The sequence below is a fragment of the Frigidibacter sp. ROC022 genome (assembly GCF_024723735.1).
Taxonomy (GTDB): Bacteria; Pseudomonadota; Alphaproteobacteria; order Rhodobacterales; family Rhodobacteraceae; genus SLM-1.
The window spans coordinates 86,280-112,263 of sequence record NZ_JANQDU010000004.1; the positions used below are offsets into that span (position 1 = coordinate 86,280).

The 25,984-nt window shown below is 67.2% G+C and carries 26 protein-coding genes; 9 read left to right on the forward strand and 17 right to left on the reverse strand.

The features are described from left to right. The first annotated feature begins 211 nt into the window (after nt 1-211). Together NUW50_RS16435 and NUW50_RS16440 are read left to right on the forward strand one after the other, a co-directional pair. Complete coding sequence (locus NUW50_RS16435; protein WP_258290248.1) at nt 212-793, forward strand: uracil-DNA glycosylase family protein; 582 nt, start codon at nt 212-214, stop codon at nt 791-793. Next, the gene (locus NUW50_RS16440) at nt 790-1,590 is read left to right on the forward strand and encodes an SseB family protein (RefSeq protein ID WP_258290249.1); all 801 of its coding nucleotides are present in this window, start codon (nt 790-792) and stop codon (nt 1,588-1,590) included. Before NUW50_RS16435 ends, NUW50_RS16440 begins: the two co-directional genes overlap by 4 nt. A 31-nt stretch (nt 1,591-1,621) precedes the next feature. On the opposite strand, the gene NUW50_RS16445 is transcribed toward NUW50_RS16440, so the two are convergent. The 7 genes from NUW50_RS16445 to dapB all read right to left on the reverse strand — a co-directional run bounded on the left by NUW50_RS16445 (nt 1,622) and on the right by dapB (nt 8,311). Further along, nucleotides 1,622-2,536 (reverse strand): hypothetical protein, encoded by a 915-nt coding sequence (locus NUW50_RS16445; RefSeq protein ID WP_258290250.1) that lies wholly within the window; start codon nt 2,534-2,536, stop codon nt 1,622-1,624. A gap of 125 nt (nt 2,537-2,661) precedes the next feature. Further along, nucleotides 2,662-3,525 (reverse strand): D-amino-acid transaminase, encoded by an 864-nt coding sequence (locus NUW50_RS16450; RefSeq protein WP_258290251.1) that lies wholly within the window; start codon nt 3,523-3,525, stop codon nt 2,662-2,664. Between the two features lie 191 nt (nt 3,526-3,716). Next, entirely contained in the window at nt 3,717-4,406 is a 690-nt protein-coding gene (locus NUW50_RS16455) for a glycosyltransferase family 2 protein (RefSeq protein WP_258290252.1), read from the reverse strand. After that, on the reverse strand, nt 4,403-4,978 hold the full coding sequence (locus NUW50_RS16460; RefSeq protein ID WP_258290253.1) for a DedA family protein: 576 nt from the start codon (nt 4,976-4,978) through the stop codon (nt 4,403-4,405). Before NUW50_RS16460 ends, NUW50_RS16455 begins: the two co-directional genes overlap by 4 nt. A 9-nt stretch (nt 4,979-4,987) precedes the next feature. After that, a complete protein-coding gene (locus NUW50_RS16465; protein ID WP_258290254.1) occupies nt 4,988-6,124 on the reverse strand; it encodes a ceramide glucosyltransferase in 1,137 nt (378 codons plus the stop codon). Between the two features lies 1 nt (nt 6,125). Beyond that, nucleotides 6,126-7,028 (reverse strand): UDP-2,3-diacylglucosamine diphosphatase, encoded by a 903-nt coding sequence (locus NUW50_RS16470; RefSeq protein ID WP_258290255.1) that lies wholly within the window; start codon nt 7,026-7,028, stop codon nt 6,126-6,128. A 464-nt stretch (nt 7,029-7,492) separates the two neighbouring features. Beyond that, on the reverse strand, nt 7,493-8,311 hold the full coding sequence (dapB, locus tag NUW50_RS16475; protein ID WP_258290256.1) for a 4-hydroxy-tetrahydrodipicolinate reductase: 819 nt from the start codon (nt 8,309-8,311) through the stop codon (nt 7,493-7,495). 143 nt (nt 8,312-8,454) lie between these two features. Here dapB and rbfA point away from each other — a divergent pair, with 143 nt between their 5' ends. The 3 genes from rbfA (at nt 8,455) to truB (ending at nt 10,665) form a co-directional block, all read left to right on the forward strand. Then, on the forward strand, nt 8,455-8,874 hold the full coding sequence (gene rbfA / locus NUW50_RS16480) for a 30S ribosome-binding factor RbfA (protein ID WP_258290257.1): 420 nt from the start codon (nt 8,455-8,457) through the stop codon (nt 8,872-8,874). Next, nucleotides 8,855-9,601: a phosphodiester glycosidase family protein gene (locus NUW50_RS16485; protein ID WP_258290258.1), complete on the forward strand. Its 747-nt coding sequence runs from the start codon at nt 8,855-8,857 to the stop codon at nt 9,599-9,601. Before rbfA ends, NUW50_RS16485 begins: the two co-directional genes overlap by 20 nt. A gap of 161 nt (nt 9,602-9,762) precedes the next feature. Next, complete coding sequence (truB, locus tag NUW50_RS16490; protein ID WP_258290259.1) at nt 9,763-10,665, forward strand: tRNA pseudouridine(55) synthase TruB; 903 nt, start codon at nt 9,763-9,765, stop codon at nt 10,663-10,665. Nucleotides 10,666-10,683: 18 nt separating this feature from the next. Here the strand turns inward: truB and NUW50_RS16495 are convergent, their stop codons facing one another. Beyond that, nucleotides 10,684-11,286: a hypothetical protein gene (locus NUW50_RS16495; RefSeq protein WP_258290260.1), complete on the reverse strand. Its 603-nt coding sequence runs from the start codon at nt 11,284-11,286 to the stop codon at nt 10,684-10,686. 54 nt (nt 11,287-11,340) lie between these two features. Between NUW50_RS16495 and NUW50_RS16500 the strand changes: the two genes are divergently transcribed. Next, on the forward strand, nt 11,341-11,850 hold the full coding sequence (locus NUW50_RS16500; protein ID WP_258290261.1) for a DUF1643 domain-containing protein: 510 nt from the start codon (nt 11,341-11,343) through the stop codon (nt 11,848-11,850). A gap of 18 nt (nt 11,851-11,868) precedes the next feature. On the opposite strand, the gene NUW50_RS16505 is transcribed toward NUW50_RS16500, so the two are convergent. After that, nucleotides 11,869-13,182: a hypothetical protein gene (locus NUW50_RS16505; protein ID WP_258290262.1), complete on the reverse strand. Its 1,314-nt coding sequence runs from the start codon at nt 13,180-13,182 to the stop codon at nt 11,869-11,871. Between the two features lie 381 nt (nt 13,183-13,563). On the opposite strand from NUW50_RS16505, the gene rpsO reads away from it, so the two are divergent. Then, a complete protein-coding gene (rpsO, locus tag NUW50_RS16510; protein ID WP_258290263.1) occupies nt 13,564-13,833 on the forward strand; it encodes a 30S ribosomal protein S15 in 270 nt (89 codons plus the stop codon). Between the two features lie 174 nt (nt 13,834-14,007). Then, nucleotides 14,008-16,155, forward strand: coding sequence for a polyribonucleotide nucleotidyltransferase (gene pnp, locus NUW50_RS16515; RefSeq protein ID WP_258290264.1), 2,148 nt, complete (start codon nt 14,008-14,010; stop codon nt 16,153-16,155). Between the two features lie 76 nt (nt 16,156-16,231). Here pnp and NUW50_RS16520 read toward each other — a convergent pair whose 3' ends face one another. The 3 genes from NUW50_RS16520 to argB form a co-directional block, all read right to left on the reverse strand. Continuing rightward, on the reverse strand, nt 16,232-16,750 hold the full coding sequence (locus NUW50_RS16520; RefSeq protein ID WP_258290265.1) for a SixA phosphatase family protein: 519 nt from the start codon (nt 16,748-16,750) through the stop codon (nt 16,232-16,234). Continuing rightward, complete coding sequence (locus NUW50_RS16525; RefSeq protein ID WP_258290266.1) at nt 16,747-17,310, reverse strand: ferredoxin; 564 nt, start codon at nt 17,308-17,310, stop codon at nt 16,747-16,749. Before NUW50_RS16525 ends, NUW50_RS16520 begins: the two co-directional genes overlap by 4 nt. Nucleotides 17,311-17,384: 74 nt before the next feature. Next, nucleotides 17,385-18,263: an acetylglutamate kinase gene (gene argB, locus NUW50_RS16530; protein ID WP_258290617.1), complete on the reverse strand. Its 879-nt coding sequence runs from the start codon at nt 18,261-18,263 to the stop codon at nt 17,385-17,387. A gap of 156 nt (nt 18,264-18,419) precedes the next feature. Here argB and NUW50_RS16535 point away from each other — a divergent pair, with 156 nt between their 5' ends. Then, entirely contained in the window at nt 18,420-19,154 is a 735-nt protein-coding gene (locus NUW50_RS16535) for an SDR family NAD(P)-dependent oxidoreductase (RefSeq protein WP_258290267.1), read from the forward strand. Nucleotides 19,155-19,182: 28 nt separating this feature from the next. On the opposite strand, the gene NUW50_RS16540 is transcribed toward NUW50_RS16535, so the two are convergent. From NUW50_RS16540 to NUW50_RS16560, 5 genes are all read right to left on the reverse strand, one after another. Then, nucleotides 19,183-20,823 carry an MFS transporter gene (locus NUW50_RS16540; protein ID WP_258290268.1) on the reverse strand — a complete coding sequence of 547 codons (1,641 nt, stop codon included), beginning with the start codon at nt 20,821-20,823 and terminating at the stop codon, nt 19,183-19,185. Between the two features lie 199 nt (nt 20,824-21,022). Continuing rightward, nucleotides 21,023-21,670 (reverse strand): ribosome biogenesis GTP-binding protein YihA/YsxC, encoded by a 648-nt coding sequence (gene yihA, locus NUW50_RS16545; protein ID WP_258290269.1) that lies wholly within the window; start codon nt 21,668-21,670, stop codon nt 21,023-21,025. Further along, nucleotides 21,667-22,413, reverse strand: coding sequence for an MOSC domain-containing protein (locus NUW50_RS16550; protein ID WP_258290270.1), 747 nt, complete (start codon nt 22,411-22,413; stop codon nt 21,667-21,669). Before NUW50_RS16550 ends, yihA begins: the two co-directional genes overlap by 4 nt. Further along, on the reverse strand, nt 22,410-24,263 hold the full coding sequence (gene yidC, locus NUW50_RS16555) for a membrane protein insertase YidC (RefSeq protein ID WP_258290271.1): 1,854 nt from the start codon (nt 24,261-24,263) through the stop codon (nt 22,410-22,412). Before yidC ends, NUW50_RS16550 begins: the two co-directional genes overlap by 4 nt. A gap of 95 nt (nt 24,264-24,358) precedes the next feature. After that, nucleotides 24,359-25,903, reverse strand: a complete 1,545-nt coding sequence (locus tag NUW50_RS16560) for a putative bifunctional diguanylate cyclase/phosphodiesterase (RefSeq protein WP_258290272.1) — start codon at nt 25,901-25,903, stop codon at nt 24,359-24,361. Between the last annotated feature and the right edge of the window lie 81 nt (nt 25,904-25,984).

Here is a 25,984-nt window from a genome sequence, read left to right on the forward strand (position 1 = left end):
GCAGGGGGCGGCAACCCTAGGCAGACGCCAGAAACGCCCGATCATGCCTGTTATTCATGGTCTTGCATGGTTTTGGGCCCCGCCCCGGTCGAGACGGGGGAGGGCTCCGGCCGGGGCGGCAGGTGGGGATCATGACGGCGCGGGGGGGCGACCTGCCGGCAATCCGCGCCGGCACTTTCCCTTTCCCGGGTCAGGGACTATTCCGGTCCGCATGTCGCTGCTGGATGACATCGCCGCCTGCCGGCTCTGCGCCCCCGCCTTTGCGGCCACGGCCACCGCCCATGCGCCCCGGCCCGTGGTCTGGATTCGGCCGGGTGCGCGGCTGCTCATCGCCGGGCAGGCCCCGGGGCTCAGGGTGCATGAAAGCGGCAAGCCCTTCACCGATCCGTCCGGCGACCGGCTGCGGGACTGGCTGGGCCTCGATGAAGCGACCTTCTACGACCGGGACAGGATCGCCATCGTGCCCATGGCTTTCTGCTTTCCCGGCTATGATGCCAAGGGGTCCGACCTGCCGCCGCCGGGACTCTGTGCCCGGACCTGGCGGGCGAAAGTCATGGAAGCCCTGGGGCAGGTCCGGCTGACGCTGCTGGTCGGAAGCCATGCCCAGAACTGGCATCTGGGCAAGGGTTCCTCGGTCAATGCAAGGGTCGCGGACTGGCGCCGCCATGCGCCATCGGTCTTCCCTCTGCCGCATCCGTCCTGGCGCAACAGCGGCTGGCTGAAACGCAACCCCTGGTTCACAAGCGAATTGCTGCCCGCGCTGCGGGCCCGCGTTGCCGAGGTGCTGGCATGACCGAAGACCCGACTCCGCTGGATCGTGCCCATGCCGCGATGGAGGCCGCCCCCGAGGATGCCACCCTGCGGTTGCGGTTCTACGAAGCCCTCGTCGAGGCCGAGTTGATCCTCTGGCTGGCCGCCGACCCGGCCCCCGGCGCCGATCCGGCCCCGGCCCTGTTCGACACCGAGGACGGCCGCCTGGCACTGAGCTTCGACAACGAGGCCCGGCTGGCCGCGTTCACCGGCGCTCCGGCGCCCTATGCGGCGCTGCCCGGGCGGGCCCTGGTGCAGATGCTGGCCGGGCAGGGCATCGGGCTGGGGCTGAACCTCGGAGTGGCGCCGTCCTCCTTCCTGCTGGGGGCAGAGGCAATCGACTGGCTGGCCGAGACCCTTGCCGTGGCGCCCGAGCCGATGCAATCGCGCCCGGTCCATCTGGCGCCCCCGCGCCTGCCACCCGAGGTCATCGCCGCCCTCGACCGAAAGCTGGCACGGGCCGCGGGCCTGGCCAGCCATGCGCTGCTGGCCGAGGCACGCTGGTCGGACGGGCGCGAGGGCCATCTTCTGGCGCTGGTCGGTGCTGTCGCCGGGGCCGAGCAGGCGCTGGCGCAGGCTTTGGGCGAGGCGCTGATCTTTTCGGGGCAGGAGGCAACGGTGCTGGACGTGGCCTTCCTGGCCGAAAACGACGCGCTGACGGGGCGGCTGGCCGGTCAGGCGCTGCGCTTCGATCTGCCGAGTGGCGCGCAGCCCGAGACCGACGCGCCCGGACCGCAACCGCCGGGCTCGGACCCGAACCGTCCGCCACGCCTGAGATAAGGCTCTGCCGCGGATCCGCGCTCTGCTGGTCTCAGGCGCTGGCCTGGCTCATCACCCGGCGCAGGTCGGCTTCGAGCCCGTCCATCAGTTCGGGGCCGACCCGGCGCGAGAGTTTCATCAACTGGGTGCGGCGGTGACCGGGCGATTCCATCTCGACCGAGACCTCGATCTTGTGCCCCAGACGGGTCGCCAGATGCAGCGTGCCGCAATCGGTCTCGATCCGCCGACGCTGCTCGATGACCTCTTCCTGGCTTCCCAGCAGCCGCGTCAGCCGCCCCGATGACGGCCCCTGCACAACCTCGGTGCCGCTGTCCGAAAGGGTCCGAAGCGTGAGTTTGCGCAGGAAAACCCGCGCCAGGGCTCCGGGCACCGACCGGTCTTCGGCCAGGGCCGCGACAATGGCACTATGCGGGTCATTGCCCCAGACCTGGGCCAGGGAGTCGATGGCGCTCTGATAGCTGCTGGCGCTGACCGGCTCGACCTTCACGGCCCGGCACAACCGGGCGATGGTGGCATCGACAAATCCCTGCCAGCCCCAGTTCTCGAGCGTCCGGCGCTCGCTGTCGGTGATCTGCGTGTCCAGCGACTCGGCGAGGGCCTGACGTTCGTCGGCGGTCGCTTCTCGCAGGGCGATGAAACGCGGCGCGATCAGGTCCAGCAATCTGGTCTTGCCGGCCCGGCGCAGCCCGTCCAGCGCTTCGCCGGCGCGGTCCGACTGAACGCCGACATGCTTTTCGTAGGCAGCGAAACCGTGGTCCGGGTCGGCCAGCATGTTCATCAGCTCGGGGACTGTTTCCAGGGCCCTGAGATCAATGGGAAACCGCACCATCGGCACGCCGCGTGCAACAAGGTCGCGCAGCGGGCTGAGGTAGGCGGCGACCTTGTCGACCAGTTCCGGTGCGGCCAGGGCCTCGGCGGGCACTGGCAGGGAATCTTCGCTGAACATCAAATCTCCGAACGCTCCTGACTGGGACAGGTCGGCTCGAAGTATTGTCAGGAATTTGGCCAAACTCGTGGCACCATGATGCCAATCCCGGGGCCGAATGACCCGCCCCGGGCGAGGTTTCCCTGTCAGATCGCGGTCTTGCGGCTTTCTTCCAGGTAGATTTCGCGCAGCCGCCCCGCGACCGGGCCGGGCTTGCCGGTGCCCACGGCCGTGCCGTCGATCTCGATGACCGGAGTCACGAAAGACGAGGCCGAGGTGATGAATGCCTCATCCGCCGCCTGCGCCTCGTCGATCGAGAAAGAGCGTTCCTCGACCTTCATCTGCGCCTCGCGGGCAAAGCGCAGCACCGCGGCCCGGGTAATGCCGTGCAGGATGTCGTTCGACAGGTTGCGGGTGATGATTGCGCCGTCCTTGACGATATAGGCGTTGTTCGAGGTGCCTTCGGTCACCATCCCGTCCTCCACCAGCCAGGCATCATCGACGCCGGCCTTCTTGGCCATCATCTTGGCCATCGAGGGGTAGAGCAGCTGCGTCGTCTTGATGTCGCGCCGGTTCCAACGCATTTCGGGGACCGAGATCACCTTCAACCCGGATTTCGCAGCCGGGCTGTCGGCAAGGCCGGGCTTGGACTGGGTGAACAGGATCAGGGTCGGGGACACTTTCTCGGGGTCGGGAAAGGCGAAATCCCGGTCGCCGGGATTGCCGCGGGTGACCTGCAGATAGATCATGCCGTCAACCAGCTTGTTGCGTTCGACCATCTCGCGGAAGATCGCCAGCAGTTCGTCGTCCGAGACCGGCGGGGTCATATCGAGTTCGGACAGAGAGCGCGCCAGCCGCGCGGCATGGCCGGGATAGTCCAGAATCTTGCCATCCAGGACCGAGGTCACCTCGTAGACCCCGTCGGCCATCAGGAAGCCGCGGTCGAAGATCGACACCCTGGCTTCGGCCTCATCCACATAGTCGCCGTTCACATAGACGATCCGACCCATTCCGCGTCCCTCACTTTGCCTTGAAATTCCTGCGCCGGGATGCGGGAAGGGCCATGCCCTGCCTGAACGCCCGGTCGCTGTCGCTGTTGCTGTTCATGCCGTCGATTTGCCCTGCAATACTTGGGGCCGAGGGGGCGCGTCAATGACCGTCGCTCCCGAAGCCGCGGCCGCCGCTGCCGGCCTCCGCTGGATCAGATCCGCAGCCGCGCCATTCCGGCGATCTGCCGGGCCAGGGTCAGTGGCGATGCGCTGCGCAGTAGGTCGGCGATCATCCCGGCATCGGCGCGCAGCCCCGCGATCCAGCCGAACTTGCGGGCCTTCAGGGGGCTGTTGACGTCGGGCCAGTGCACCACCGCGATCCGGGCCCGGCGGGCCAGGCAAAGCTGGTTCATCCAGACCTCGAAACCGAAACGCGGCAACCCGCGCAATTCGTCCAGCCGGTCCGAGATCAGGTCGCGATGCAGCGCCCGTTCGCCCGAGATGTAGTCGATGCCGATCCAGTGCCACAGCTTCGGGGCATTGCGGCGCAGGCTGATGGCCATCTCGGCATGTCCCCCGAGCACCGGTTCGACCAGCGCGGTGATGTCGCTGGCGCGCAGCCCCAGCAGGTCGGCGTCCAGGAACAGAAGATGGCTGTGCGCCGCCTCGGCGATCCCGGTGGCCAGAGCCGCGGTCTTGCCGCCATTGGGCCATTGCCGGATCAGCCGCACCCCTTCGGCGGCTTCGGCGACGGCTGCGGTCTCGTCGGTCGAGCCGTCATCGACCACGATCACCTCGTCGATCTGCGGATGCGCCGCCAGGGCGGAAAGAACCGCAGCGATCCGGGGGCCTTCGTTATAGGCCGGAACGATGCAGGATATGCCGGGGCCGTATTCTGTCATGACCTTTGCGCCCTGTGCCTGAGAAACCAGATCAGCGCCACCACCCCCAGAACGAACACCACCAGCGAACCGCGCCAAAGCCAGGTGCTGATCAGGGTCTGGGCATGGCCCATCGCATAGCCGAGCAGCATGAAGGCCAGGGTCTTCGGCAGGGTTCCCAGGAAATTGAACCAGAGGAAGGGCAGGAACGGCATCCGCGCCACGCCCGATGCGATCAGCGCCGCGAAGCCAAGAGAATGAGTCAGCTTGGCCAGGATCAGCGTCCGCCCGCCCCTGACCTCGAAATGGTTCACCAGCGCCTGCATCGCCGCTGAATCGATGCCGAGCCGCTTGCGCCAGCGCTCCGGAAACAGGCGCAGCCCGCTGCGCCCGGCGGCATAGTGCAGCGCATCCCCGATCAGGTCGCCGAGGATCAGGATCACATAGGCCCAACCGAAGGAGACGAGCCCCAGCTTCGCCATCCAGCCCGCCCCGACCGAGACGATCGGCCCCTCGACCACCGAGAGCGGGAACAGCAACAGCAGTCCGTGTGCCTGGATCAGCTGTGAGATTGTGTCGGTCGAGATCGCCATGGCCCGGGTCTACTCTGCCGGATGCAGCGCGGTGTCGTCGTCATGCATGGCGTTGCCGCGCCAGACGAAGCCACGGCTTGCAAAAGCCGTCAGCCAGACCGCCGGGATCAGCGTATCGCGCAGCAGCCAGGCCAGGACCTGCACGGGGGACGATGGCCAGCCGGCGCGGCGGGCCAGGGCCCATTCGGCCCCATACCAGAGAACCGGATAGGCGAGTGCGAGGGGCGCGGGCATCGCCCCGGCAATGGCCAGCCCGGCCACGGCCACCATGGGCAGCGCCGCCGTCGAGAGCGGCTCGACCGCATAGAGCCCCGGAAAGCCGGAGCGGCGGACCCGCGCCCAGCGAAGCTGCCGCAGCCAGACCTCGTCCGCCGTCCGTCGGCCCAGTGGCTGCGGCAGCGGCCGATCCAGCACGCGAACCTTCAGCCCCGCCGCCCGCACCACCTTGGTCGAGGCGACATCTTCGGCCAGGTCATGGCCCAGCACCGCCAGCCCGCCCGCCTGCTCCAGCAGGGCGCGCCGCCACATCAGCACCTTGCCCTGCGCAAAGCCGTTGCCGATCTGGTCCGAGGTCAGCTGCCAGCGGTCCTGATAGCTGTTGAGAAACCCGGCCTCGACCGCCGCCCAGAACCCGACCGGACGGATTCCCGCCGGCGGCGAGGTGACCAGCCCGGTGCCGGGCGTCCAGTGATCGAACAACCGCTGGATATAGTCGTCCGGCAACAGCACGTTGCTGTCGATCATCACGATCCAGTCGTTTCGCGCCGCCGCCCAGCCCTTGGCAAGGTTGTTCAGCTTGGGATTGCCGCTGATCCGGTCGTCGCCGATCAGCAGCCGCGCGGTGACCTGCGGGTTGGCGTCGATCAGCCTCTTCACCACCGGTATCGCCGGGTCGTCGGCTGCGGCGATGCAGAAAATCGCTTCGTCATCTTCCGACATGGCGGCAAAGGTGCTGGCCAGGGTCTCGTCCATATCCGGGTCCAGGCCGCAGACCGGCCGCAGCACGGTGATGGCCGGATGGGCCTGCGCCGGCTTCGATCCGGTGGTTCGGAGAAACCGTGGCCAGACCAGAGCGATCGAGGCCAGGTGGATCAACAGAGCGACCCCCGCAAGACCCGCGACGGACAGGATCAGCAGATGGGTCATGTCAGGCGACGGGCGTCAGCCCGCCCTCCGTCTGGGGGCGCCGGCTTTCAGGGGCCGTTGTCTCGGTCTCGGGCGAGAGTTCCAGCAAACGAATCTGGCCGTCGAAACCCTCGGCAAGCGCCGTGTTGCTGCCGACCCAGTCGCCGCAATTGGCATAGATGACGCCATGCGCGCTGTGCAGCGCCGGCTGGTGGAAATGTCCGCAGACGATTCCGTCATGGCCGCGCGCGCTCGCCAGGTCGGAGAGACGTTCCTCGAACCGGTCCCAGTGACGGATCGTGGCATTGGTCGCGTCGATCATCCGGGCGATCCCGGTCCACTCCGATTTGCGCATCCGGCGACTGATGCTGCGCATCAGCCCGTCCAGGTGGTGGGCGCCGGTCTCGATCAGACTTCCGAGCCGGGCCAGAAGCGGTGCCCGGCGGGCGAAGACATCGGCGCAATCGCCGTGGACGACCAGATAGCTGCGGCCGTCGGCGGCCCGATGGGTCGCCTCCAGGCGCACCTCGATGCCCCCGAAATCGGTCCCGGCATACTGGCGGAAGAAGGCATCGTGATTGCCGGGGATATAGATCACCCGGGTACCGTTCCGAGCCAGGTCCAGGATGTGGTGCAGCACCTGATGGTGCGGCTCGGTCCAGTTCTGCGCCAGCGGGTGCCAGTTGTCGGCGATATCTCCGACCAGGTAGAGCGTCTCGGCCTCGTTTTCCTGCAGGAAGCGCAGGATGAGATCGGGCCGCGAGCCGCGGGCGCCCAGATGCATGTCGGACAGGAACAGCGTCTGATGTCTGGTCCTGTCGCGGGTGACCGTTCCGCGACCGGGCCGCTCCGTCACCGCCGGCGGGGTTGCCTTCGGCAAGGGCTGAGGGCCTGGACGGTGCAGGTTGCGGTCAAGTCCGGCCATTGTCTTGATCCTCGGGTTCGCTTGTTTCGCGGGGGATATGGTCCTCGTGCCTCGCAGACACATCACGGCAACATTACAAACGTGCAACACTGGGCGTTCCGTCGGGTGGCATGGGGTGGCCGAATGCCCGTTTTTTGGCCGCCCGGACCGCCGCGGACATGTTCGCTGCCGTCTTTTCGACCGGACCGGTGCCCGGGGCCGGCAGGCTCGAAGGCATGCAATGCCCATCCAATGGCTCGGCGGGCTTCCCGTCTTGATCGTCTGTGGCCTTGGTCGCGTGGACGCTAACCCTTTGACAGAACGTTCCTTTCATGTGCGTGCGACGCCTTCGGCGTCAGGGGCCGTGACCGCGACGGTGGAGACCCTGTGGCACGGGGGGCGGACGTTCTGCATCGCGCTTCCTGCCGGGCCGGACGACCGGCCAGACGGTGCAAGCGGAGGCCGGCGGGCGGCCCCGAAGCGTGTCAGGCCTCGCTCAACCCCAGCACATCCATCATGTCGTATTCGCCCGGCGCGCGGTCCTGCCCCCAGAGGGCGGCCCGGAGCGCACCCTTGGCGAACAGCGACCGGTCACTGGCAAGGTGCCGCAGCACGATCCGTTCCCCCGGGCCGGCGAAGATCACGTCATGCTCGCCGACCACATCGCCGCCACGGATTGCGGCAAAGCCGATGTTTCCGCGCCGACGGGCCCCGGTGATGCCGTCGCGGCCCCGGTCGGCGACCTTGTCCAGATCGACGCCGCGCCCCTCGGCCGCGGCCTCCCCCAGCATCAGCGCAGTGCCCGAGGGGGCGTCGACCTTGCGGTTGTGATGCGCCTCGACGATCTCGATATCGAAATCCTCGTCGAGTGCTGCAGCGACCATCCGGGTCAGCTTGGTCAGCAGATTGACGCCAAGGCTCATGTTCCCGGCCCGCACGATCACCGCGTGGCGGGCGGCGGCCCGGATCGCGGCCAGATGCCCGGCCTCGAGCCCGGTGGTGCCGATCACATGCACAGCGCGGGCCTGGGCGGCGAGTTCGGCGAAGCCGACCGTGGCGGCGGGAGCGGTGAAATCCAGAACCGCCTGTGCCCGTGCGAAGGCCTCCAGCGGATCACTCTCGACCGTCAGGCCCATCGCAGCACCGCCCATCGCGGTGCCGAGGTCCTGGCCGATCCAGTCGTGGCCGGGCCGTTCGATCGCGCCGACCAGCCGGGCGCGGCCCGAGTCCAGCACCGTGCGGATCAGCATCTGCCCCATCCGCCCCGAAGCGCCCGTCACCACTATTCCCGGCAATTCCGCCATCGTTCCGCCTCCGCTTCGCCCTGCGCGTTCCGCCTCTTAGCGAAAGCTGCCGCCGCGCGCAAAGCCCGCGACCGAAGCTCTGCCACGGCAATGTCATCCTGCGCCCTGTTGCAGATGCCCGGCAAGGGGACTATCTGGCGCTCATGGCCCGCGGCGCACATCCCCATTCCGGACCCTCGCAACGCCAGCTGCGCGTCGGCGAGCTGATTCGTCGGACTCTGTCCGATGTCCTGCAGAAGGGCGAGATCCACGATCCCGACCTGAACCGGATTCCGATCACCGTCGGCGAGGTCGTGGTGACCAGCGACCTCAAGATCGCCACCGCTTACGTTCTGCCGCTGGGCGGGCAGGGCCGCGACGAGATGCTGGACGCCCTGCGCCGGAACCGGTTCGAACTGCGCCGCGCGGTGACAAGGGCGATGACGCTGAAATATTCGCCCGAACTGAAATTCGCCATCGACGAGACCTTCGACCGGCTCGACGCCACCCGCAGGATGTTCGCCGAAGAGCGGGTCAAGCGCGACCTGTCGGAGAGCCAGGACGATGTTCCGGACGGCGATTAGGGCGGGTCTGGCGCTGGCGCTTCTGGCGTCCGCGTCCGGTGCCGCAACCGCGGCGACCTGCGAGGAAATCAGCGACCGGGGCGAAACCTATGCCGTTTGCGAGATCGACGCCGGCGAAGACCTGCGCCTGTTCCTGAACGGCCGGGACGGAAAACCCTATGGCAGTTTCGAAAGGCTCTCGGCGGCGCTGAAGGCCACCGGCAAGCGACTTGTCTTCGCGATGAATGGCGGGATGTATCATCCCGACCGGCGCCCGGTCGGACTCTATGTCGAGAACGGCAGCCAGATTGCCGGGCTGGTGACGCGGGCCGGGCCGGGCAATTTCGGGCTGCTGCCGAATGGCGTCTTTTGCATCGAGGACGACCGGTTCCGGGTGGTCGAAAGCCGGGCCTACGAGGCCGAGCAGCCGTCCTGCCGTTTCGCCAGCCAGTCCGGCCCGATGCTGGTCATCGGCGGGGCCTTGCACCCGAAGTTCCTGAAGGATTCCGACAGTCGCAACATCCGCAACGGTGTCGGGGTCTCGGCCGATGGCCGCCGGGCCTGGTTGGTGATCTCGGACCGGCCGGTGACGTTCTATACCTTCGCCACGCTGTTCCGCGATCGGCTGAAGACGCCGAACGCACTCTATCTCGACGGCAGGATTTCGCGGCTCTATGCCCCGGAACTGGGCCGCGCCGACCCGGGCCGCCCGATGGGACCGATTCTGGGGCTGGTGGCCGGCGGCTGAGGTGCCCGGAAGGGCTGTGCCAGCGCGACCGGCAGTCGCGGGCGCCTGAGGCGGGGATCCCTGGAATAGGAAGCCGCAAGCGGTCCGGACCGGGCCGGGCGGGCGTTGACGGGCGCGGCCGGGCGCGATAGCAGGCCGTTTCACGTCACGAAGGGGCCGACATGGCACGCAAGAAGGGCCGCAATATCTCGGGCTGGCTGGTGGTGGACAAACCCGCAGGCCCGACCTCGACCGCCGTCGTCAACAAGCTGCGTTGGGCGCTGGACGCCAGGAAGGCAGGCCATGCCGGCACGCTGGATCCGGCGGCGACCGGGCTGCTGGCGGTGGCCTTCGGCGAGGCGACCAAGACCGTGCCCTTCGTCACCGATGACGACAAATGCTATCGTTTCACCGTCCGCTGGGGCCAGGCGACCAATACCGACGATGCCGAAGGCGAGGTGATCGAGCAATCCGGGCAGCGCCCCTCGGACGAGGCGATCCGCGCTGCCCTGCCGGCCTTTGAAGGTGACATCCTGCAGGTTCCGCCGAAGTTCTCGGCGGTGAAGATCGACGGCGAACGCGCCTATGCCAGGGCCCGCGGCGCCGAGGAGTTCGAGATTGCCGCCCGCCCGCTCTGGGTCGAAAGCCTGACGCTGGTGGCACGGCCCGATCCCGATCATGCCGAGTTCGAGATGGTCTGCGGCAAGGGCGGCTATGTCCGCTCCATCGCCCGCGATCTGGGCCAGGCCCTGGGCTGTTTCGGCCATGTGACCGCCCTGCGCCGCATCTGGTCCGGCCCCTTCACCCTGGAGGGCGCGATCACCTGGGACGAGATCGAGACGCTGGCCCGCACGCCTGATCTGGATGCCAGGCTGTTGCCGCTGGAAATTGCGCTGGAGGGCTTGCCCGAACTGCACTGCACCCCGGAAGGCGCCGCCAGGCTGCGCAATGGCAATCCGGGGCTGGTGCTGACCTCGGAGGCAAAATACGGCGACGAGGCCTGGGCCAGTCTCGACGGGCGCGCGGTGGCGGTGGGCATCTACAAGGCCGGAGAACTGCACCCGAGCCGGGTGTTCAATACCTGAGCCGGCGCAGCGGCGGCGCTATCCGCGCACCGGACTGTCTTCGGTTGCCGGCAGGCCGGTCAGTTCGGCCAGCCGCGCCTGCGTTGCACGGGCCAGCCCTTCCTCGCTCGACTGGACCAGCCGCACCGTGTGCTTGCCCGCACCGTGCCGCAACTCGACCCCGTGCCGCGTGGTCCCGGTCTTGCTGCTCGATGGTGGCAGGACCCGGCGGTAGACCACGGCGGTATACTCCGACAGCGGCGCTTCCCAACTTGTCCCGCGCAGCGGAGTCTTGCGGTGGTAGCTGACCGTCTCGGGGCCCAGTTCAACGACCGTCCGGCTGTTCATGATCCACCAGCCCCAGGGGATCGCCAGCAACGGCCCCGCGGCGAAGGCCAGCACGATCCAGCCCCAGGCGGCGGGAAGGCCCTGCGCGACCAGGCCGATCAGCCCAAGAATGCCGCCGATGACCAGCGGTCCGATGACTCCGGCGGCGATCAGCACCAGGCCGAACAGCGGCGTGCCCCCGATATGGAAGCTGGTCGGCAGGGCCGACAGGTCAGGCCCGGGCGGGACGAGATTTGCAAGGCGGTCGCTCTGGCTCATGGTCCGAGTATTGCCGACGAGCACGGTCTTGCCCATCCCCCGACGCTTGGCCGGTTTGCCTTTCGGTGCTTCGCGCGGCACAGAGGGCTGATGATCGTCCGCAGCCATTCTTCGGGGGAAACCCGGTCGACCGCCGTCTATTCTGCCTGCGGGCGGTATCGCTATGCGCTGACCCGGGTCTGGGACGCCGCCGCGCCGAAGCTGCTGGTGGTGATGCTGAACCCCTCCACCGCCACCGAGGAACGCAACGACCCGACCATCGAACGGGTCGAGCGGCGGGCGCGGCGGCTGGGGTTCGGCGCCTTTCGCGTCACCAACCTCTTTGCCCTCCGAGCGACCGATCCGAAGGCGCTGTATGCCCATCCCGATCCGGTCGGGCCCGACAACGATGCCGCGATGGCCGAGGCCGTCGCCTGGGCGGATCGGGTGCTTTGCGCCTGGGGCGTGCACGGTGCGCTGTTGCACCGGGACGTCGAGGCGGCCGCGACCCTGCAGAACGGCGGCAAGCCGCTGTTCCACCTGGGGCTGACCAAGGCCGGGGCGCCGCGGCATCCGCTCTATGTCTCCTATGCGCAGGCGCCGCAGCCCTGGCGGCCCTGAGGCGCCCTGCGCGGGCCGTCAGGCGGCGAGGCCGGGCGGCAACTCGATGTGGATGTCCTCGGCCGTGGCCTCGGGCGCGCCTTGCAGTACCGCCACGGTGATGCCATCGACCCGGACCAGCCCGTCCTGCCCGTCCGTCGAGGCCGTGACCTCGCAATCGGGCAGGCAGGTGAATTGCGCCGGGTCGAGGGTGATCCGCAAGACATCCTGCCCGCTGACGAAATCGTCGATCAGCGCCGGCGCACCGGTGGCAGAAAAGAGCTGGAACAGCTCCGCCCCGGCCCCGCCGTTCGCGGTGCCGCCCGACCCGGGGAGCAAGCCATCGTCGCCACTGCCGTCTTCGGGATGGGGACCGTCCGAGCCTGTGTCCGGCAGGCCATCCACCATGCCGCCCCCGCCATTGGCCGGTTCTTCGTCATCCCCAGCCACCGGGGCGAGCACGATGTCTCCGTCCGCATTTCCGAGCGGCCTGTCGATGGCTTCCGGATCGCCGGGGGCGACGGCAGGGCCGTCGCCGTCATCGGCGGGTGTGACGATGTCCGCGGCCTCGGGATCGCTCGGGGTGAGCACGCTGCCTTCGCTGTCCGCCAGGGGAGGTTCGGAAACGCCCGACGGTGCGAGCGCAAAGCTATCCACTGCGCCGGTCAGCGGATCGGTCACCAGGATCGAGATATCGCCCAAAGGCACTTCGGTCAGGCCCGCGAAGGTCACCACGCGGCTGCCGCTCTGGTCGTCGATATGCAGCTCCGCATCGCCGGTTTCGTCGTCAGTCCCGGAATGGAAATCGCAGCCCGGGCTGGTGATCCCGAGGTCAAGTCGGTCGATACCGGGGCGGAAGCCCGAAATCTGCGTATCGTCGGCATCTTCCGGAACGCTGAGCGTCGTGCCCGAGGCTGTGCCATCCGCGGCGCCGTCCTCTGCGGCTGCGCCATCGTCCTCTTCCGAGGCGACATGCGGCGGCCCGCCGGGGTCATGCCCGGCTGCCTGGTCGATCCAGCCAGCCGAACATGCGGCCCCCGGACCCACCCCCTGGTCCGGGGGACCCCCGGAGTCGGCGTGGTCATCGGCCTCGTCATCGCTCTTCGGACTTTCAAACAGAAATGCCGCGGGAAGCAGCCCCAACAGCAACAACGCAGACAACATCACGCACCCGTTCCCTGATACACTCGACCGCTGCATAGCATCGATCCGGGCCGCGACCGACCTGCAACTCCGTGCAATTCTAGGGAAATCCTGCCCGGTGCGGGATGCCGGGGCAGGGGTGTCGTTCAGGGTTTGGCGCATGGCTGCGGCCGGGATGTGGCGGCCCCGGGAGGATTCAAGGCGCGACATGCGCGGCTCTGCGACAGCGCAGGGGCACGAGCCGGAATCTGCCCCGTGCCGCACCGCCGCAATCGGGCCGCATTCCCTTGCCGCAGGTTACGAGCCGCCATAGGGTTTTCGGCGAATTCTTCGGACTTTCCTGGCCGGCCGGGGCGTCGGGACGACCGGGAACGGCGGCCGGGGCTGTCGGCGGTCCGAATCGGGCCTCACAGCCGTTCCGCCATGGCAACGGATCTGGTCGGTCCGGGAACTCTATGCTTTCCTTTTGACCCGCTTTCCCCTATATGCGCGCATCCGCTTGCGTCATCCGATGCCGGCGGCACTCTCCACGGGCCTTGCTGGACGACATCCCGGCTTGCGCCATTCACCTTCAACTGCAAGGAGACCCCGATGTCGATTACTGCTGAAGAAAAGACCCGCCTGATGAAGGAATTCGCGACGAAGCCGGGTGATACCGGCTCGCCCGAAGTTCAGGTGGCCATCCTGTCGTCGCGCATCGCGACATTGACCGAGCATTTCAAGACTCACGCCAAGGACAACCACTCCCGGCGCGGTCTGCTGATGATGGTGGCACAGCGGCGCAAGCTGCTGGACTACGTCAAGGGCAAGGATGTGGCGCGCTACACCTCGTTGATCGAGCGTCTGGGCTTGCGCCGCTAAGACAGAAACGACAGGAACGCGCCCCGACCGGGGCGCGTTCCGCATTCATCCAACGGTTGCCGGGCGGGCCTGCCGGTACCATGAGGCAAATCATAGGACAGGCCACGGGGCATACGGCCCCGTCCGTAAACGCCGCCGGGGATACGCTCCGGAGAGGCAAGCTAGGAAAAACAGATGTTCCACGAAACCAAGAAATCCATCCAGTGGGGGGAAGAGACCCTGACGCTGGAGACCGGCAAGGTTGCCCGTCAGGCCGACGGCTCGGTCATCGCCACGCTGGGCGAGACGACCGTCATGGCCAACGTGACCTATGCCCGGACGCAGAAGGAAGGCCAGGACTTCTTTCCGCTGACCGTGCATTACCAGGAAAAGACCTATGCCGCCGGGAAAATCCCGGGTGGCTTCTTCAAGCGCGAAGGGCGTCCGTCCGAGAAAGAGACGTTGACCTCGCGCCTGATCGACCGTCCGATCCGGCCGCTGTTCGTGCCGGGCTTCAAGAACGAAGTGCTGGTGATCGTCACCGTGCTGAGCCACGATCTTGTCAATGATCCCGACATCGTCGGCATGATCGCCGCTTCGGCCGCGCTGACCATTTCCGGCGTGCCCTTCATGGGGCCGATCGGTGCCGCGCGTGTCGGCTACGTCGATGGCGAATACATCCTCAACCCGATGGTCGAGGACATGGACCAGCTCCGCACCAAGCCCGAGCAGCGGCTCGATCTCGTCGTCGCCGGCACCAAGGAAGCGGTGATGATGGTCGAATCCGAAGCCTACGAGCTGTCGGAAGAGGAAATGCTGGGCGCGGTCAAATTCGGCCACGAGCAGATGCAACCGGTCATCGACCTGATCATCGACCTGGCCGAAACCTGCGCGAAAGAGCCGTTCGACTATCAGCCCGAGGACTATTCCGAGCTGTACGCCAAGGTGAAGAAGCTCGGCGAGAAGCAGATGCGCGCCGCCTTCGCGATCCGTGACAAGCAGGAACGGACCAATGCGATCTCGGACGCCGTCACGGCGATCAAGGACGCGCTGTCGGAAGAGGAAAAGGCCGACAAGAACCTCGGCGCGGCGATCAAGAAGCTGGAAAGCTCGATCCTGCGTGGCGACGTTGTCAAGAACGGCATCCGGATCGACGGGCGCGATACCAAGACCGTGCGCCCGATCACCGCGGAAGTCGGCATCCTGCCGCGGACCCACGGTTCGGCGCTGTTCACCCGCGGCGAGACCCAGGGCCTGGTCGTGACCACGCTCGGCACCGGCGACGACGAGCAGATCATCGACCAGCTGCATGGCAATTTCCGCTCGAACTTCCTGCTGCACTACAACTTCCCGCCGTATTCGGTCGGTGAAGTCGGGCGTTTCGGTCCTCCGGGCCGGCGCGAGATCGGTCACGGCAAACTGGCCTGGCGGGCGCTTCAGGCGGTCCTCCCGGCGCCGACCGACTTCCCCTACACGATCCGCATCGTCTCCGAGATCACCGAGTCCAACGGCTCGTCCTCGATGGCCACGGTCTGCGGTTCGTCGCTGTCGATGATGGACGCGGGCGTGCCGCTGAAGGCCCCGGTGGCCGGTGTGGCCATGGGCCTGATCCTGGAAGAAGACGGTGAATGGGCGGTTCTGACCGACATCCTGGGCGACGAGGACCACCTCGGCGACATGGACTTCAAGGTTGCCGGCACCGAAGACGGGATCACCTCGCTGCAGATGGACATCAAGGTCGCGGGCATCACGCCCGAGATCATGGAGCAGGCCCTGGCGCAGGCCAAGGAAGGCCGGATGCACATCCTGGGCGAGATGTCGAAAGCCCTGACCTCGGCCCGGACCGAGTTCTCGGAGCACGCGCCGAAGATCGAGACCATGACCATCCCGACCGACAAGATTCGGGAAGTCATCGGCTCGGGCGGCAAGGTGATCCGCGAGATCGTCGAGACCTCCGGCGCCAAGGTCGACATCAACGACGACGGCGTGATCAAGATCGCCTCGTCCGATGCCGACGCGATCAAGCGCGCCTATGACATGATTCATTCCATCGTGGCCGAGCCCGAAGAAGGCAAGATCTACAAGGGCAAGGTCGTGAAGCTGGTCGATTTCGGCGCCTTCGTGAACTTCTTCGGCAAGCGCGACGGCCTGGTGCATGTCTCGCAGATCGAGAACAAGCGCCTGAACCATCCGTCGGATGCGCTCAGGGAAGGTCAGGAAGTCTGGGTCAAGCTGCTGGGCTTCGATGACCGCGGCAAGGTCCGCCTGTCGATGAAGATCGTCGATCAGGAAACCGGCCAGGAAATCTCCCGGGAAAAGCAGGAAGAGGCCAGCGCCGACTGAGGCGCTGCCGATCCCGAATGACGAAAGGCCCCGGTGGAAACGCCGGGGTCTTTTCTTGTCGGGAAGCGCGTTGTGGTCAGGTCCGGCCCGAGGGAACGAAGAAGTCCAGCACCGATCCGGCGCCGGGGCGGACCTCGGCCCAGGTCGGAACCTGGAAATCCACCACCAGCGTCGCCGCGGTCGGATAGCGGCGGAAGTCGGCATCCGCGACCGGACCCGAGGGCAGCATCGCGGCCAGCTCGGCGATTCCGGGGTTGTGACCCAGCATCATCACCGTATCGCCATGCGCGCGTTGCAGCAGTGTCAGCATGCGGTCCGAGGAAGCGTGGTAGAGTTCGGGCAGATAGCGGACCTCGGGGATGATCTCCAACGGAGTTGCGGCGACGGCGGCCCAGGTCTCGGTCGTGCGGCGGGCCGAGGAACAGAGCACCTCTTCGGGCAGATAGCCGCGCGAGGCCAGCCAGTGCCCCAGTTCACGCGCGGCGCGCAGGCCGCGGGCATTCAACGGGCGGTCGTGGTCGTCCAGCGTGGGATCGTCCCAGGCCGATTTCGCGTGCCGTGTAAGGATAAGTCGGCGGCGGGGTCCCGTCGTCATTTGTGGAAATGCCTCATGTGATGGGCCGATTCACGGACCAGCCTGCCATAGCGGCGTGATGCCGGGCAAGCGCGACGCGCAGAACAGCCGGAATCCATGCAGTCCCTGCCCTCGGGTGTGTCCAGGAAACCGTGGCAACGGTCCAGGTCGTAATGGTCCTCGGCAAGGGCGTTCACCGGGCAGGCGGTGCGGCAGGGCTGGGTCGCGCAGCTCCGGCAGGGCGCCGGCGCCGGGGTGGCCGGAAGCGGATGTTTCAGCGCCAGGGCGCCTCGCCACGAGGCCATGAGCCCCATCCGGTCATGGACCAGCAGCGAGACCGGAGAGCCATGCGCGCGACCGGATCGCAGCGCCCAGGTCACGAAGGGCCGATAGGGTGGACCACCGAAGGGCAGCAGTGCCATTGCGTCCAGGGTCTGCGCCACGGCCTGCACGACCCGGGCCGACCAGCGGTCGAGCGGATCGGGCCCGCCATCCAGGAACTCGGGCTGCGCGGTGACATGGTTCCAGAAGCCGGGCTCGTCCGGCGACAGCAGGGCAATCGAGACATAGGGGTCCGGCAATCCGTCGGCGGGCTGAACCGGCAGGGTGCCCGAAACGAACAGGCGGTGCGGGGCCGCCGCCGCGCCGATCTGCTCTAGATTCGCCGTGGCTTCACCCTTGGTTCCGAGGCGCGGATGATGGTTCCGGCGCCGTGTTCGGTGAACAGTTCCAGCAGCGAGGCATTGGGCAGCCGACCGTCGAGGATCACCACCGCGCGCACCCCCTGTTCCAGCGCATGCAGCGCGGTCTCGGTCTTCGGGATCATCCCGCCGGAAATGGTACCGTCGAGGATCATCTCGCGCAGCTGCTCCGGAGAGAGCTGGGTGACGACCTCGTCTTCGGCGTTCTTGACCCCGGGCACGTCGGTCAGCAGCAGCAGGCGATCGGCTTCCAGCGCCCCGGCGATTGCCCCGGCGGCGGTGTCGCCGTTGACGTTGAAGGTCTCGTTGTCCGCCATGCCGGTGGCCACCGGGGCGATGACCGGGATGATCCCGGCGCCATAGAGATCACGGATCACCTGCACGTTCATCTCGACCGGCTTGCCGACAAATCCCAGTTCCGGATCGTCGGCCTCCGCGATCATCATGTCGTCGTCCTTGCCGGAGATGCCCACGGCCCGGCCGCCGGCATCGTTGATCGCCTGCACGATCCGCTTGTTGACCAGCCCCGAGAGGACCATCTCCACGACCTCGACGGTGGCCTTGTCGGTAACCCGCTTGCCGCGCACGAAATCCGACTCGATCCCGAGCTTGGCCAGCATGGCGTTGATCATCGGACCGCCGCCATGGACCACGACCGGGTTGATCCCGACCAGCCGCATCAGCACGATGTCGTTGGCGAACTCGGCCATGGCGGCATCGTCGCCCATCGCGTTGCCGCCGAACTTGACCACCACCACCGCCCCGTAGAACCGTTGCAGATAGGGCAGGGCCTCGGAGAGGGTCCGGGCGGTGGCGATCCAGTCGCGGTTCATGTTCTGCTTGCGCATCCTTGGGGCATCCTTGGTCTGCCAGTGATAGGGACGGGGGAAACGGGGTCAAGTGATTAGGCGTTGGCGGTTTCGGCTCTGGCGGTTGGCGGGCCGGGCCTGTCATACTAGCTATCACTTGGACCGAAAGGGGCAACAGGAATGACCGATGATCGCAAGGTGATGCTGCTGACCGGAGCCAGCCGGGGGATCGGCCACGCGACGGTCAAGCGGTTCTCGGCCGAGGGCTGGCGGGTGCTGACCTGCTCGCGCCATCCCTTCGATGCGCGCTGCCCATGGCCGGGCGGCGCCGAGGACCATGTGGTGATCGACCTGGCGGACCCGAATGCCACCATCGCGGCGATTGACGACATCCGCGAGCGGCTGGACGGGCGGCTCGATGCACTGGTCAACAATGCCGGAATCTCGTTGAAGGCCGAGGGCGGCGGGCGGTTGAACACCTTTGATACCAGCCTGCGCGACTGGGGACATGTGTTCCACGTCAATTTCTTCGCCCCGGTGGTCCTCGCCCGGGGCCTGAAGGAGGAACTGACCGCCGCCAAGGGCGCGGTGGTCAATGTCACCTCGATCGCCGGATCGCGGGTGCATCCCTTTGCCGGGCCGGCCTATTCGACGTCGAAGGCCGCGCTGGCGGCCCTGACCCGGGAAATGGCGCATGACTTCGGCCCTCTCGGGGTGCGGGTCAATGCGATCGCGCCGGGCGAGGTCGAGACCGCCATCCTGTCCCCGGGCACCGAGAAGATCGTCGAGACCCTGCCGCTGCGCCGGCTTGGCCAGCCCTCGGAAGTGGCGGATGTGATCTGGTTCCTCTGTTCCGGCGCGGCCTCCTATGTCACCGGGGTCGAGATCGAGGTGAACGCGGGCCAGCACGTCTGAACCGGCCCGCCGGGGCCGTCGCGGGGTCTCAGCCGCCGCCGGGGATCTTGACATGCTGGACCGTCAACGGGGTGTCGTCATGGCGCGGCACGGTCTGACGCTCGATCATCCGATGCACGCGGGGCCGTTCCGGGCCTCGGTGCAACGCCGTGAGACTGTCGAAATTCTCGGCATCGGCCTGGGTGCGGCGGTGGTTGTGGCGCAGGTATTCGTGCCAGGTCGGGACATGGTAGCTTTCGGTCCAGATCTCGGGGTCCTCCAGGTCCCGCAGCAGCGCCCATTGCCGGGCGCCGTCGCGGATGCGGATCCGGCGCCGCTGCGCCATCAGCGCCAGGAAGCGGGTCGTGTCGTCCAGGGCGATCCGGTATTCGACCAGGATCATGATCGGCCCCGAACGACCCTGGATGTCGAGCGCCAGCGGCGGGACCTGGAAGCGGTCGAGCGGGTCGAGATTCAGCGCCGCCGATTCGGGCAGCCGGTAGCGCAGGCCCAGGGCGGCGCCCAGCAGCATGGTCACGCCCGACAGCACCAGGGTCCATTCCGGGCCGATCCCGGTCGAACACTGGCCCCAGAGCCAGCTTCCCAGGGTCATCCCGCCGAAGGTGCAGCTCTGGTAAAGCGCCAGCGCCCGGCCGACGACCCAGCGGGGCGTCGAGAGCTGGACCGAGACGTTGAACAGCGACATCGCCTGAACCCAGGAGGCGCCGGTCAGCATCAGCGCCAGGAAGGACAGCCACTCGTAGGTCGAGAAGCCCAGCACGGCGGCGCCGAGAGCGAAGACCAGGAACGAGCCGCGGACGATGGTCTCGCTGTCATGGGCTTCGCGCAGCCGCGGGCTGACCAGGGCGCCGAAGATCGCGCCGAACCCGAAGGCGCCCAGCAGCACGCCATAGGTGATGGCGCCGCCGTCCAGCACGTCGCGCGCCACCACCGGCAGCAGCGCCAGGATCGAGATGCCCGAGATCCCGAATATCGTCGAGCGGCTGAAGATGGTCAGCAGGTTGGGCGACATGCGGACATAGCGCAGCCCGGCCGACATCGCGGCGCCCAGGGTTTCGCGCGGCAGCAGCCGCTCGGTCGGTTTCGGGTGCCAGCGGATCAGCGCCGCGATCACCGCCGCATAGCTGACCGCGTTCAGCGCGAAGGCACTGGCCGGGCCGGCAAAGGCCACGATCAGCCCGCCGACCGCCGGTCCGACCGAGCGCATCATGTTGAAGCCCATGGCATTCAGGCTGACGGCGGCCGAGAGGTCTTCCTTCGGCACCAGGTCGAGCATCGAGCTTTGCCAGGCCGGGTTGTTCAGGGCCCCGCCGCAGCCGATCAGGAATGTGAAGGCCAGCAGCGACCAGGGCCCCAGCAGCCCGGCATAGGCGCTGACCGCCAGCAGCGCCGAGACGACGCACATGAAGACCTGCGCCACCAGCATGACCTTGCGACGCTCGAAATTGTCGGCCAGCGCGCCGGCCGCCAGCGCCAGGAAGAACACCGGCAGCGTCGTCGAGGCCTGGACCAGTGCCACCATCCCGTCCGAGACATCCAGCGCCGTCATCATCCAGCCCGAGCCGACGGACTGCACCAGCCCGCCCAGATTGGAGGCCAATGTGGCGATCCAGAGCGAGCGGAACGCGGTGTGTTTCAGTGGCGCGAGAGGGGACGGGCGGTTCGGCATCGGGACTCCTGCGGCGCAGAGTAGCAGGTCGGTTCGCGGGGTCGAGAGGGGGAACGACGGGAGCCGGGGTTTCGTCCCGGGCTGTGCCCGGGCCGACCGGCCGGGGGCTGCCGCCCCCGGACCCCCGCGGATATTTCCAAGGTAAAGCCTGTGCGGGCGGCGCCAGGCGCCCGAAGCGGTATTCCGTTGCGGTGTGGCTTCAGTCGATCGCGGCGATGGCGGCGCGGAGCACGTCGATTCCGTCGCCCTTTTCCGAGGAGGTGAGGATCATCTCGGGATAGGCGGCGGGGTGCTTCTGCAAGGCGGCGCGGACCTGGGCCAGCAGCGCCGGATGCTCCGAGACCTTGATCTTGTCGGCCTTGGTCAGGACCACCTGGAAGGGCACCGCGGCCTTGTCGAGAAGGCCCAGGATCTCGTCATCGACCGGCTTCACGCCGTGCCGGCTGTCGATCAGCACGAAGGCGCGGCGCAGATTGGCCCGGCCCTGCAGGTAGCGTTTCAGCAGCGCCTGCCATTTTTCGACCACGACCTTCGGCGCCTCGGCAAAGCCGTAGCCGGGCAGATCGACCAGGTAGCGGTCGGCAAGGGTGAAGAAGTTGATTTCCTGCGTCCGGCCCGGCGTGTTCGACGCGCGGGCCAGCGCCTTGCGATTGGTGATCGCGTTGATCAGGCTGGATTTCCCGACATTCGAGCGGCCCGCGAAACAGACCTCGACCCGGTCGTCCGGCGGCAATCCGGACATTGCCACCACGCCTTTCAGGAATTCCGCCCCCTGAGCGAACATCCGGCGCCCGGACTCGATCTGCGAAGGCTCGGGGGCTGCGAGCGGGAAGGGCAGTTGCATCATATCAGCTCCAACCGGTCGCCCAGAGCGATGCGGCCGGATTCGGCCACCGTGACATAGATGCCGAAATCCTGATGCCCCCAGGTTGCATTCAGGGTGCCGAGAGTATCGGCATCGGTTTCGCCGGTCGCCGGGTTGGCCTTGGTGGCGTTGCAGCGGGTGATCCGCGCCTCGACCTTCAGCACCGCCTCCCCGAGCCGCAGGCTGCGCCCGATCCAGTCCCATTCCGCCCATGGGTCCAGACCGTCGATCAGCAGGTTGCCGCGCCAGCGCTCGGGCGAGAGGTCGATGCCGATCGCTTCCGACAGCGCCTGATTCGTGGCGCTGTTGAGCAGGGAGATCGAGGGAAAGGGCGTATCGGTCATGCCGCGCCCGGGCACCTGGACGAGGCGCACGGAACGGGCGCGGTCGGCGGGCATCAACGGGCCCACCCAGTCGATCATGCGCTGGCCTTCGGTGGCCGGGTCGAATTCGAGCGGCGGCAGCTCGGGATGGGTCAGGGCGATCCGGCCGCTTTCCTCGTCGAGCGTCGAACGGATCGCCGTCAACGAGCCGACCTTGGCGGCGCGGGTGAAATTGACGCAGGGCACCCAGGCGCTGCCGTCCGCCTTCGAGGCGTCATGCGCGACCGCCCAGAGCCGGTCGCCGGGCAGCGTCTCGCCGGCGGCCAGGGTGACATGGTCGAGAGACTCGCGCCCATGCGACTTGATCGGATGCCGCCAGATATGGGCGAGCGTTCCGGTCATTTCTTCCGGCTGGGCTTCTTGGCCGAATTCGCCGCCTTTTCAGGCACCGGCACCGGTTTCTTGCGCGTCAGGCTGGCCTTGATGTTGCCGAAGACATCCGGCTTGTGGCCGTGGCTGCGCATGATCAGGTACTGCTGCACGAAGGTGATCGTGTTGTTGGTGATCCAGTAGAGCACCAGCCCCGAGGCGAAGGAACCGAGCATGAACATGAACACCCAGGGCATCCAGGCGAAGATCATCTGCTGGGTCGGGTCGGTGGGCGCCGGGTTCAGCTTCTGCTGCAGCCACATCGAGATGCCGAGGAAGATCGGCAGGATGCCCAGAGAGATAATGTGCAGCATCGATCCGGGATCGGGCGCGGCATAGGGCAGCAGGCCGAAGAGATTCAGGATCGACGAGGGGTCCGGTGCCGAGAGGTCGCGGATCCAGCCGATCCAGGGGGCATGGCGCAGCTCGATGGTGACGAAGATCACCTTGTAGAGCGAGAAGAAGATCGGGATCTGGATCAGGATCGGCAGACAGCCCGCCGCCGGATTGACCTTGTTGTCCCGGTAGAGCTTCATCGTGCCCTGCTGCAACGCCGCGCGGTCGTCGCCGAATTTCTTCTTCAGCTCCTCCATCTGCGGCTGCAGTTCCTTCATCCGGGCCATCGAGACATAGGACTTGTAGGCCAGCGGCAGGACCAGCGCCTTCAGCACCACGGTCAGGGCGATGATCGACCAGCCCATGTTGCCGATGAAGCCGTGCAGCCAGTGCAGCACGAAGAAGATCGGCTTGGTCAGGAAGAAGAACCAGCCCCAGTCGATCGAGTCGATGAAGTGATAGACGCCGTCCTTGTTCTGGTAGTTGCGGATCGTGTCCCATTCCTTGGCGCCGGCGAACAGCCGCGAGGTCGAGGACACGGTGGCGCCCGGGGCGACCTCGGTGACCGGCATCCGGGCGTCGACCTGGTAGGTATCGGCGGCGGGGGTATATTTCGCGACCGAGGTGAAGGCCTGACCCATGTTCGGGATCAGCGTGGTCATCCAGTAGGCGTCGGTAAAGCCGATCCAGCCGTTCTCGGTGGCCTCGTATTTCTTGCCGACCGCGCCTTCGAGCGGGTCTTCCTTGGGCATCTTGGCGTATTTGATCTCGTCCAGCTTGCCGTCGGCGAGCGAGATCACCCCTTCGTGGCGCACATAGACGGCGCGGCCTTCGGGCTTGCCCTTGCGGAAGACCTGGGCATAGGGGAACAGCCGCACCGGGGTGGTGCCGGTGTTCTCGACGCTCTGCTCGACGGTGAACATGAAGTTGTCATCGACCGAGATGGTGCGGTGGAAGATCAGGCCCTGGCCGTTGTCCCATTTCATCCGGACCGGGGTGGTTTCGGTCAGGGTGTCGCCGCTTTCCAGCGTATACAGCGTGGTGGCATCGGGGACCGCATCGGCGGGCAGGTCGCCGGCGGGGCCCCAGCCGTAGACCGCGTAATAGGCGTGTTCGGTGCCGACCGGCGACAGCAGGGTGACCGGCGGGCTCTCTGGATCAAGAGTCTCGCGGTAGTCCTTCAGCGCCAGCGTGTCGATCCGGCCGCCCAGCAGCGACAGGGCGCCTTGCAGGCGGGCGGTGTCGATGGTGACGCGGGGGGCGTTCTTCAGCGCCTCGGCCGTTTCGGAAGCCGGGGCCGCGGCGGCGGGCACCTCGGCGGCCGGAGGCGGCGTCACCGCGATGGGCGCGCCCGAAGCATCGGTCGCCACCGTGCCGGGTTCCGGCACCGTCGGTGTGGCGGGCGGAAAGAAGGTGAGCCAGACCAGCATCACCAATCCGCTCAGCACGATCGCCAGAATGAGGTTCTTGTTGTTGTCGCTGTCCATGGCTGGACCACCTGCCTTGCCCGGAATCTGTTCGGGGGTTCAACAGGGCGCTCGGCCAAAGGTCAAGGGGTTTCCCGGCACGAGGATGCCGGATGTCAGGTCACGCGGCGTCTGATCGAACGCGTTTCGGCGATCTTCGCGCTGTTGGCGTGCATCCAGTTCAGCGTGTCGGCAAAGGGCATCGGGGCGGCGACGCCGAAACCCTGCACCGTGCCGCAGCCCAATTGTGCCAGCATCGCGTGCTCTCCGATGGTCTCGACCCCTTCGGCCAGGGTCTGGAGACCCAGCCGCTCGGCCATAGACAGGATGGCTGCGACCATGTCCTGCTGCCCGCGGTCCTGATCAATTCTGCTCACGAAGGAGCGGTCGATCTTGATCCGGTGAACGTCAAAGCGGCGGATCGCGGCAATCGAGGCGGTGCCGGTGCCGAAATCGTCCAGGTCGATGGCGACGCCCATCCCGGACAGCTGGGCGATGTTGCGGGTCATCACGTCTTCGGTGGAGGGCGTCAGGACCGTTTCGAGGATTTCGATGCAGAGACGTTCCGGCTTCAGGTCGAATCGGTCCAGTTCCCAGCGGACATGGTCGGGCAGAGCCGGATTGCGCAATTCCTCCTCGCCCAGGTTGACCGACACGGTCGGCACCTCCAGCCCGACCCGGTGCCAGTCGCGCAGCGCGGTCAGCGAGCGGTGCAGCATCAGCGTGCCCAGCTGGTCCATCCGGCCGGCGGCGCCGACGGCGGGCAGAAACTCGGCGGGGGACAGGACGCCATGCTTGGGATGAACCCAGCGGGCCAGCGCCTCGAACCCTGCGACTTCGCCGGTGTCGGTGGAAATCTGCGGCTGGAACCAAGCCTGTATCTGATCGTTTTCGAGCGCATTGACCACGTCCAGGGTCAGCAGCGGGGTGCCGACACGGCCGCGTTTCTCGGCCGCATTATGGGCCCGGATCGAGCCCGGACCCTGCTGCCGCGCAACTGCCAGCGCCAGTTCTGCGGCCTCCAGCATCCGGGTGCCGTTGGCGGCGTCGATCTGGCGCGGCAGGACGAAGCCGACCGTCACCGAGACATAGACCCGCATCGCGTTGATCGAGATCGGTTCGGCCACGGCAGATTGCATCCGTGCCGCCAGCTGGATGGCGGTTTCCAGATTGGCGCTGCGCAGCGCTGCCGGGATCACCGCGAAGGTGCTGTCATCCAGCCGCGCGACGATATCGGTGTCGCGCAGCACCGATTGCAGACGCTCGGCAACCCGCTGGACGATCTCGTCCAGCGCGGCGGCGCCATGGGTACGGCGCAGGGCGGCGAATTCGTCGATGCCGACCGCAAAGCAGGCCGTTGCGCGGCCGTTGCGCGGTGCCTCGGCCAGAAGCAGTTCCATCTCGGCCGTCGCGCCCTGGCGCAGCGGCAGCCCGGTCAGCCCGTCTAGCTGTCGGCCCTGAAAGGTCTGCGCATTGGTGACCGAGGCCAGCGCGATGACGGCCGGGATCGACAGGCCGGCGATCAGCAGCAGCCCCTCGCCGCCGAACCAGTATCCCATCAGCATGGCGCCGGACAGCAGCGCCAGACCCTGCGGCCCGGCCAGCACCTGCCGCAGGCCGTTGAAGAGATGTCTCGGCAGTCCAAGTGTTTCGTCGGTCATGGCTGTGCGTCCTTGTCCCCAACCCCGACCCCACGGGGCTTTGGATGCCAACCTAGAAGAGAGCCGACACCAGTCGGTTAA

Bases quoted from the DNA above. Each gene is read 5' to 3' on its own strand.
- NUW50_RS16500 (WP_258290261.1), top strand. From the start codon at position 11,341: ATGATCGTCCGCAGCCATTCTTCGGGGGAAACCCGGTCGACCGCCGTC.
- NUW50_RS16560 (WP_258290272.1), bottom strand. From the start codon at position 25,903: ATGACCGACGAAACACTTGGACTGCCGAGACATCTCTTCAACGGCCTG.
- NUW50_RS16465 (WP_258290254.1), bottom strand. From the start codon at position 6,124: ATGACCCATCTGCTGATCCTGTCCGTCGCGGGTCTTGCGGGGGTCGCT.
- NUW50_RS16470 (WP_258290255.1), bottom strand. From the start codon at position 7,028: ATGGCCGGACTTGACCGCAACCTGCACCGTCCAGGCCCTCAGCCCTTG.
- NUW50_RS16435 (WP_258290248.1), top strand. From the start codon at position 212: ATGTCGCTGCTGGATGACATCGCCGCCTGCCGGCTCTGCGCCCCCGCC.
- NUW50_RS16455 (WP_258290252.1), bottom strand. From the start codon at position 4,406: ATGACAGAATACGGCCCCGGCATATCCTGCATCGTTCCGGCCTATAAC.
- NUW50_RS16460 (WP_258290253.1), bottom strand. From the start codon at position 4,978: ATGGCGATCTCGACCGACACAATCTCACAGCTGATCCAGGCACACGGA.
- NUW50_RS16450 (WP_258290251.1), bottom strand. From the start codon at position 3,525: ATGGGTCGGATCGTCTATGTGAACGGCGACTATGTGGATGAGGCCGAA.
- NUW50_RS16520 (WP_258290265.1), bottom strand. From the start codon at position 16,750: ATGACGACGGGACCCCGCCGCCGACTTATCCTTACACGGCACGCGAAA.
- argB (WP_258290617.1), bottom strand. From the start codon at position 18,263: ATGAACCGCGACTGGATCGCCACCGCCCGGACCCTCTCCGAGGCCCTG.
- NUW50_RS16440 (WP_258290249.1), top strand. From the start codon at position 790: ATGACCGAAGACCCGACTCCGCTGGATCGTGCCCATGCCGCGATGGAG.
- dapB (WP_258290256.1), bottom strand. From the start codon at position 8,311: ATGGCGGAATTGCCGGGAATAGTGGTGACGGGCGCTTCGGGGCGGATG.
- pnp (WP_258290264.1), top strand. From the start codon at position 14,008: ATGTTCCACGAAACCAAGAAATCCATCCAGTGGGGGGAAGAGACCCTG.
- rpsO (WP_258290263.1), top strand. From the start codon at position 13,564: ATGTCGATTACTGCTGAAGAAAAGACCCGCCTGATGAAGGAATTCGCG.
- yihA (WP_258290269.1), bottom strand. From the start codon at position 21,670: ATGATGCAACTGCCCTTCCCGCTCGCAGCCCCCGAGCCTTCGCAGATC.
- NUW50_RS16550 (WP_258290270.1), bottom strand. From the start codon at position 22,413: ATGACCGGAACGCTCGCCCATATCTGGCGGCATCCGATCAAGTCGCAT.
- truB (WP_258290259.1), top strand. From the start codon at position 9,763: ATGGCACGCAAGAAGGGCCGCAATATCTCGGGCTGGCTGGTGGTGGAC.
- rbfA (WP_258290257.1), top strand. From the start codon at position 8,455: ATGGCCCGCGGCGCACATCCCCATTCCGGACCCTCGCAACGCCAGCTG.
- NUW50_RS16485 (WP_258290258.1), top strand. From the start codon at position 8,855: ATGTTCCGGACGGCGATTAGGGCGGGTCTGGCGCTGGCGCTTCTGGCG.
- NUW50_RS16535 (WP_258290267.1), top strand. From the start codon at position 18,420: ATGACCGATGATCGCAAGGTGATGCTGCTGACCGGAGCCAGCCGGGGG.
- NUW50_RS16505 (WP_258290262.1), bottom strand. From the start codon at position 13,182: ATGTCGCGCCTTGAATCCTCCCGGGGCCGCCACATCCCGGCCGCAGCC.
- yidC (WP_258290271.1), bottom strand. From the start codon at position 24,263: ATGGACAGCGACAACAACAAGAACCTCATTCTGGCGATCGTGCTGAGC.
- NUW50_RS16540 (WP_258290268.1), bottom strand. From the start codon at position 20,823: ATGCCGAACCGCCCGTCCCCTCTCGCGCCACTGAAACACACCGCGTTC.
- NUW50_RS16495 (WP_258290260.1), bottom strand. From the start codon at position 11,286: ATGGGCAAGACCGTGCTCGTCGGCAATACTCGGACCATGAGCCAGAGC.
- NUW50_RS16445 (WP_258290250.1), bottom strand. From the start codon at position 2,536: ATGTTCAGCGAAGATTCCCTGCCAGTGCCCGCCGAGGCCCTGGCCGCA.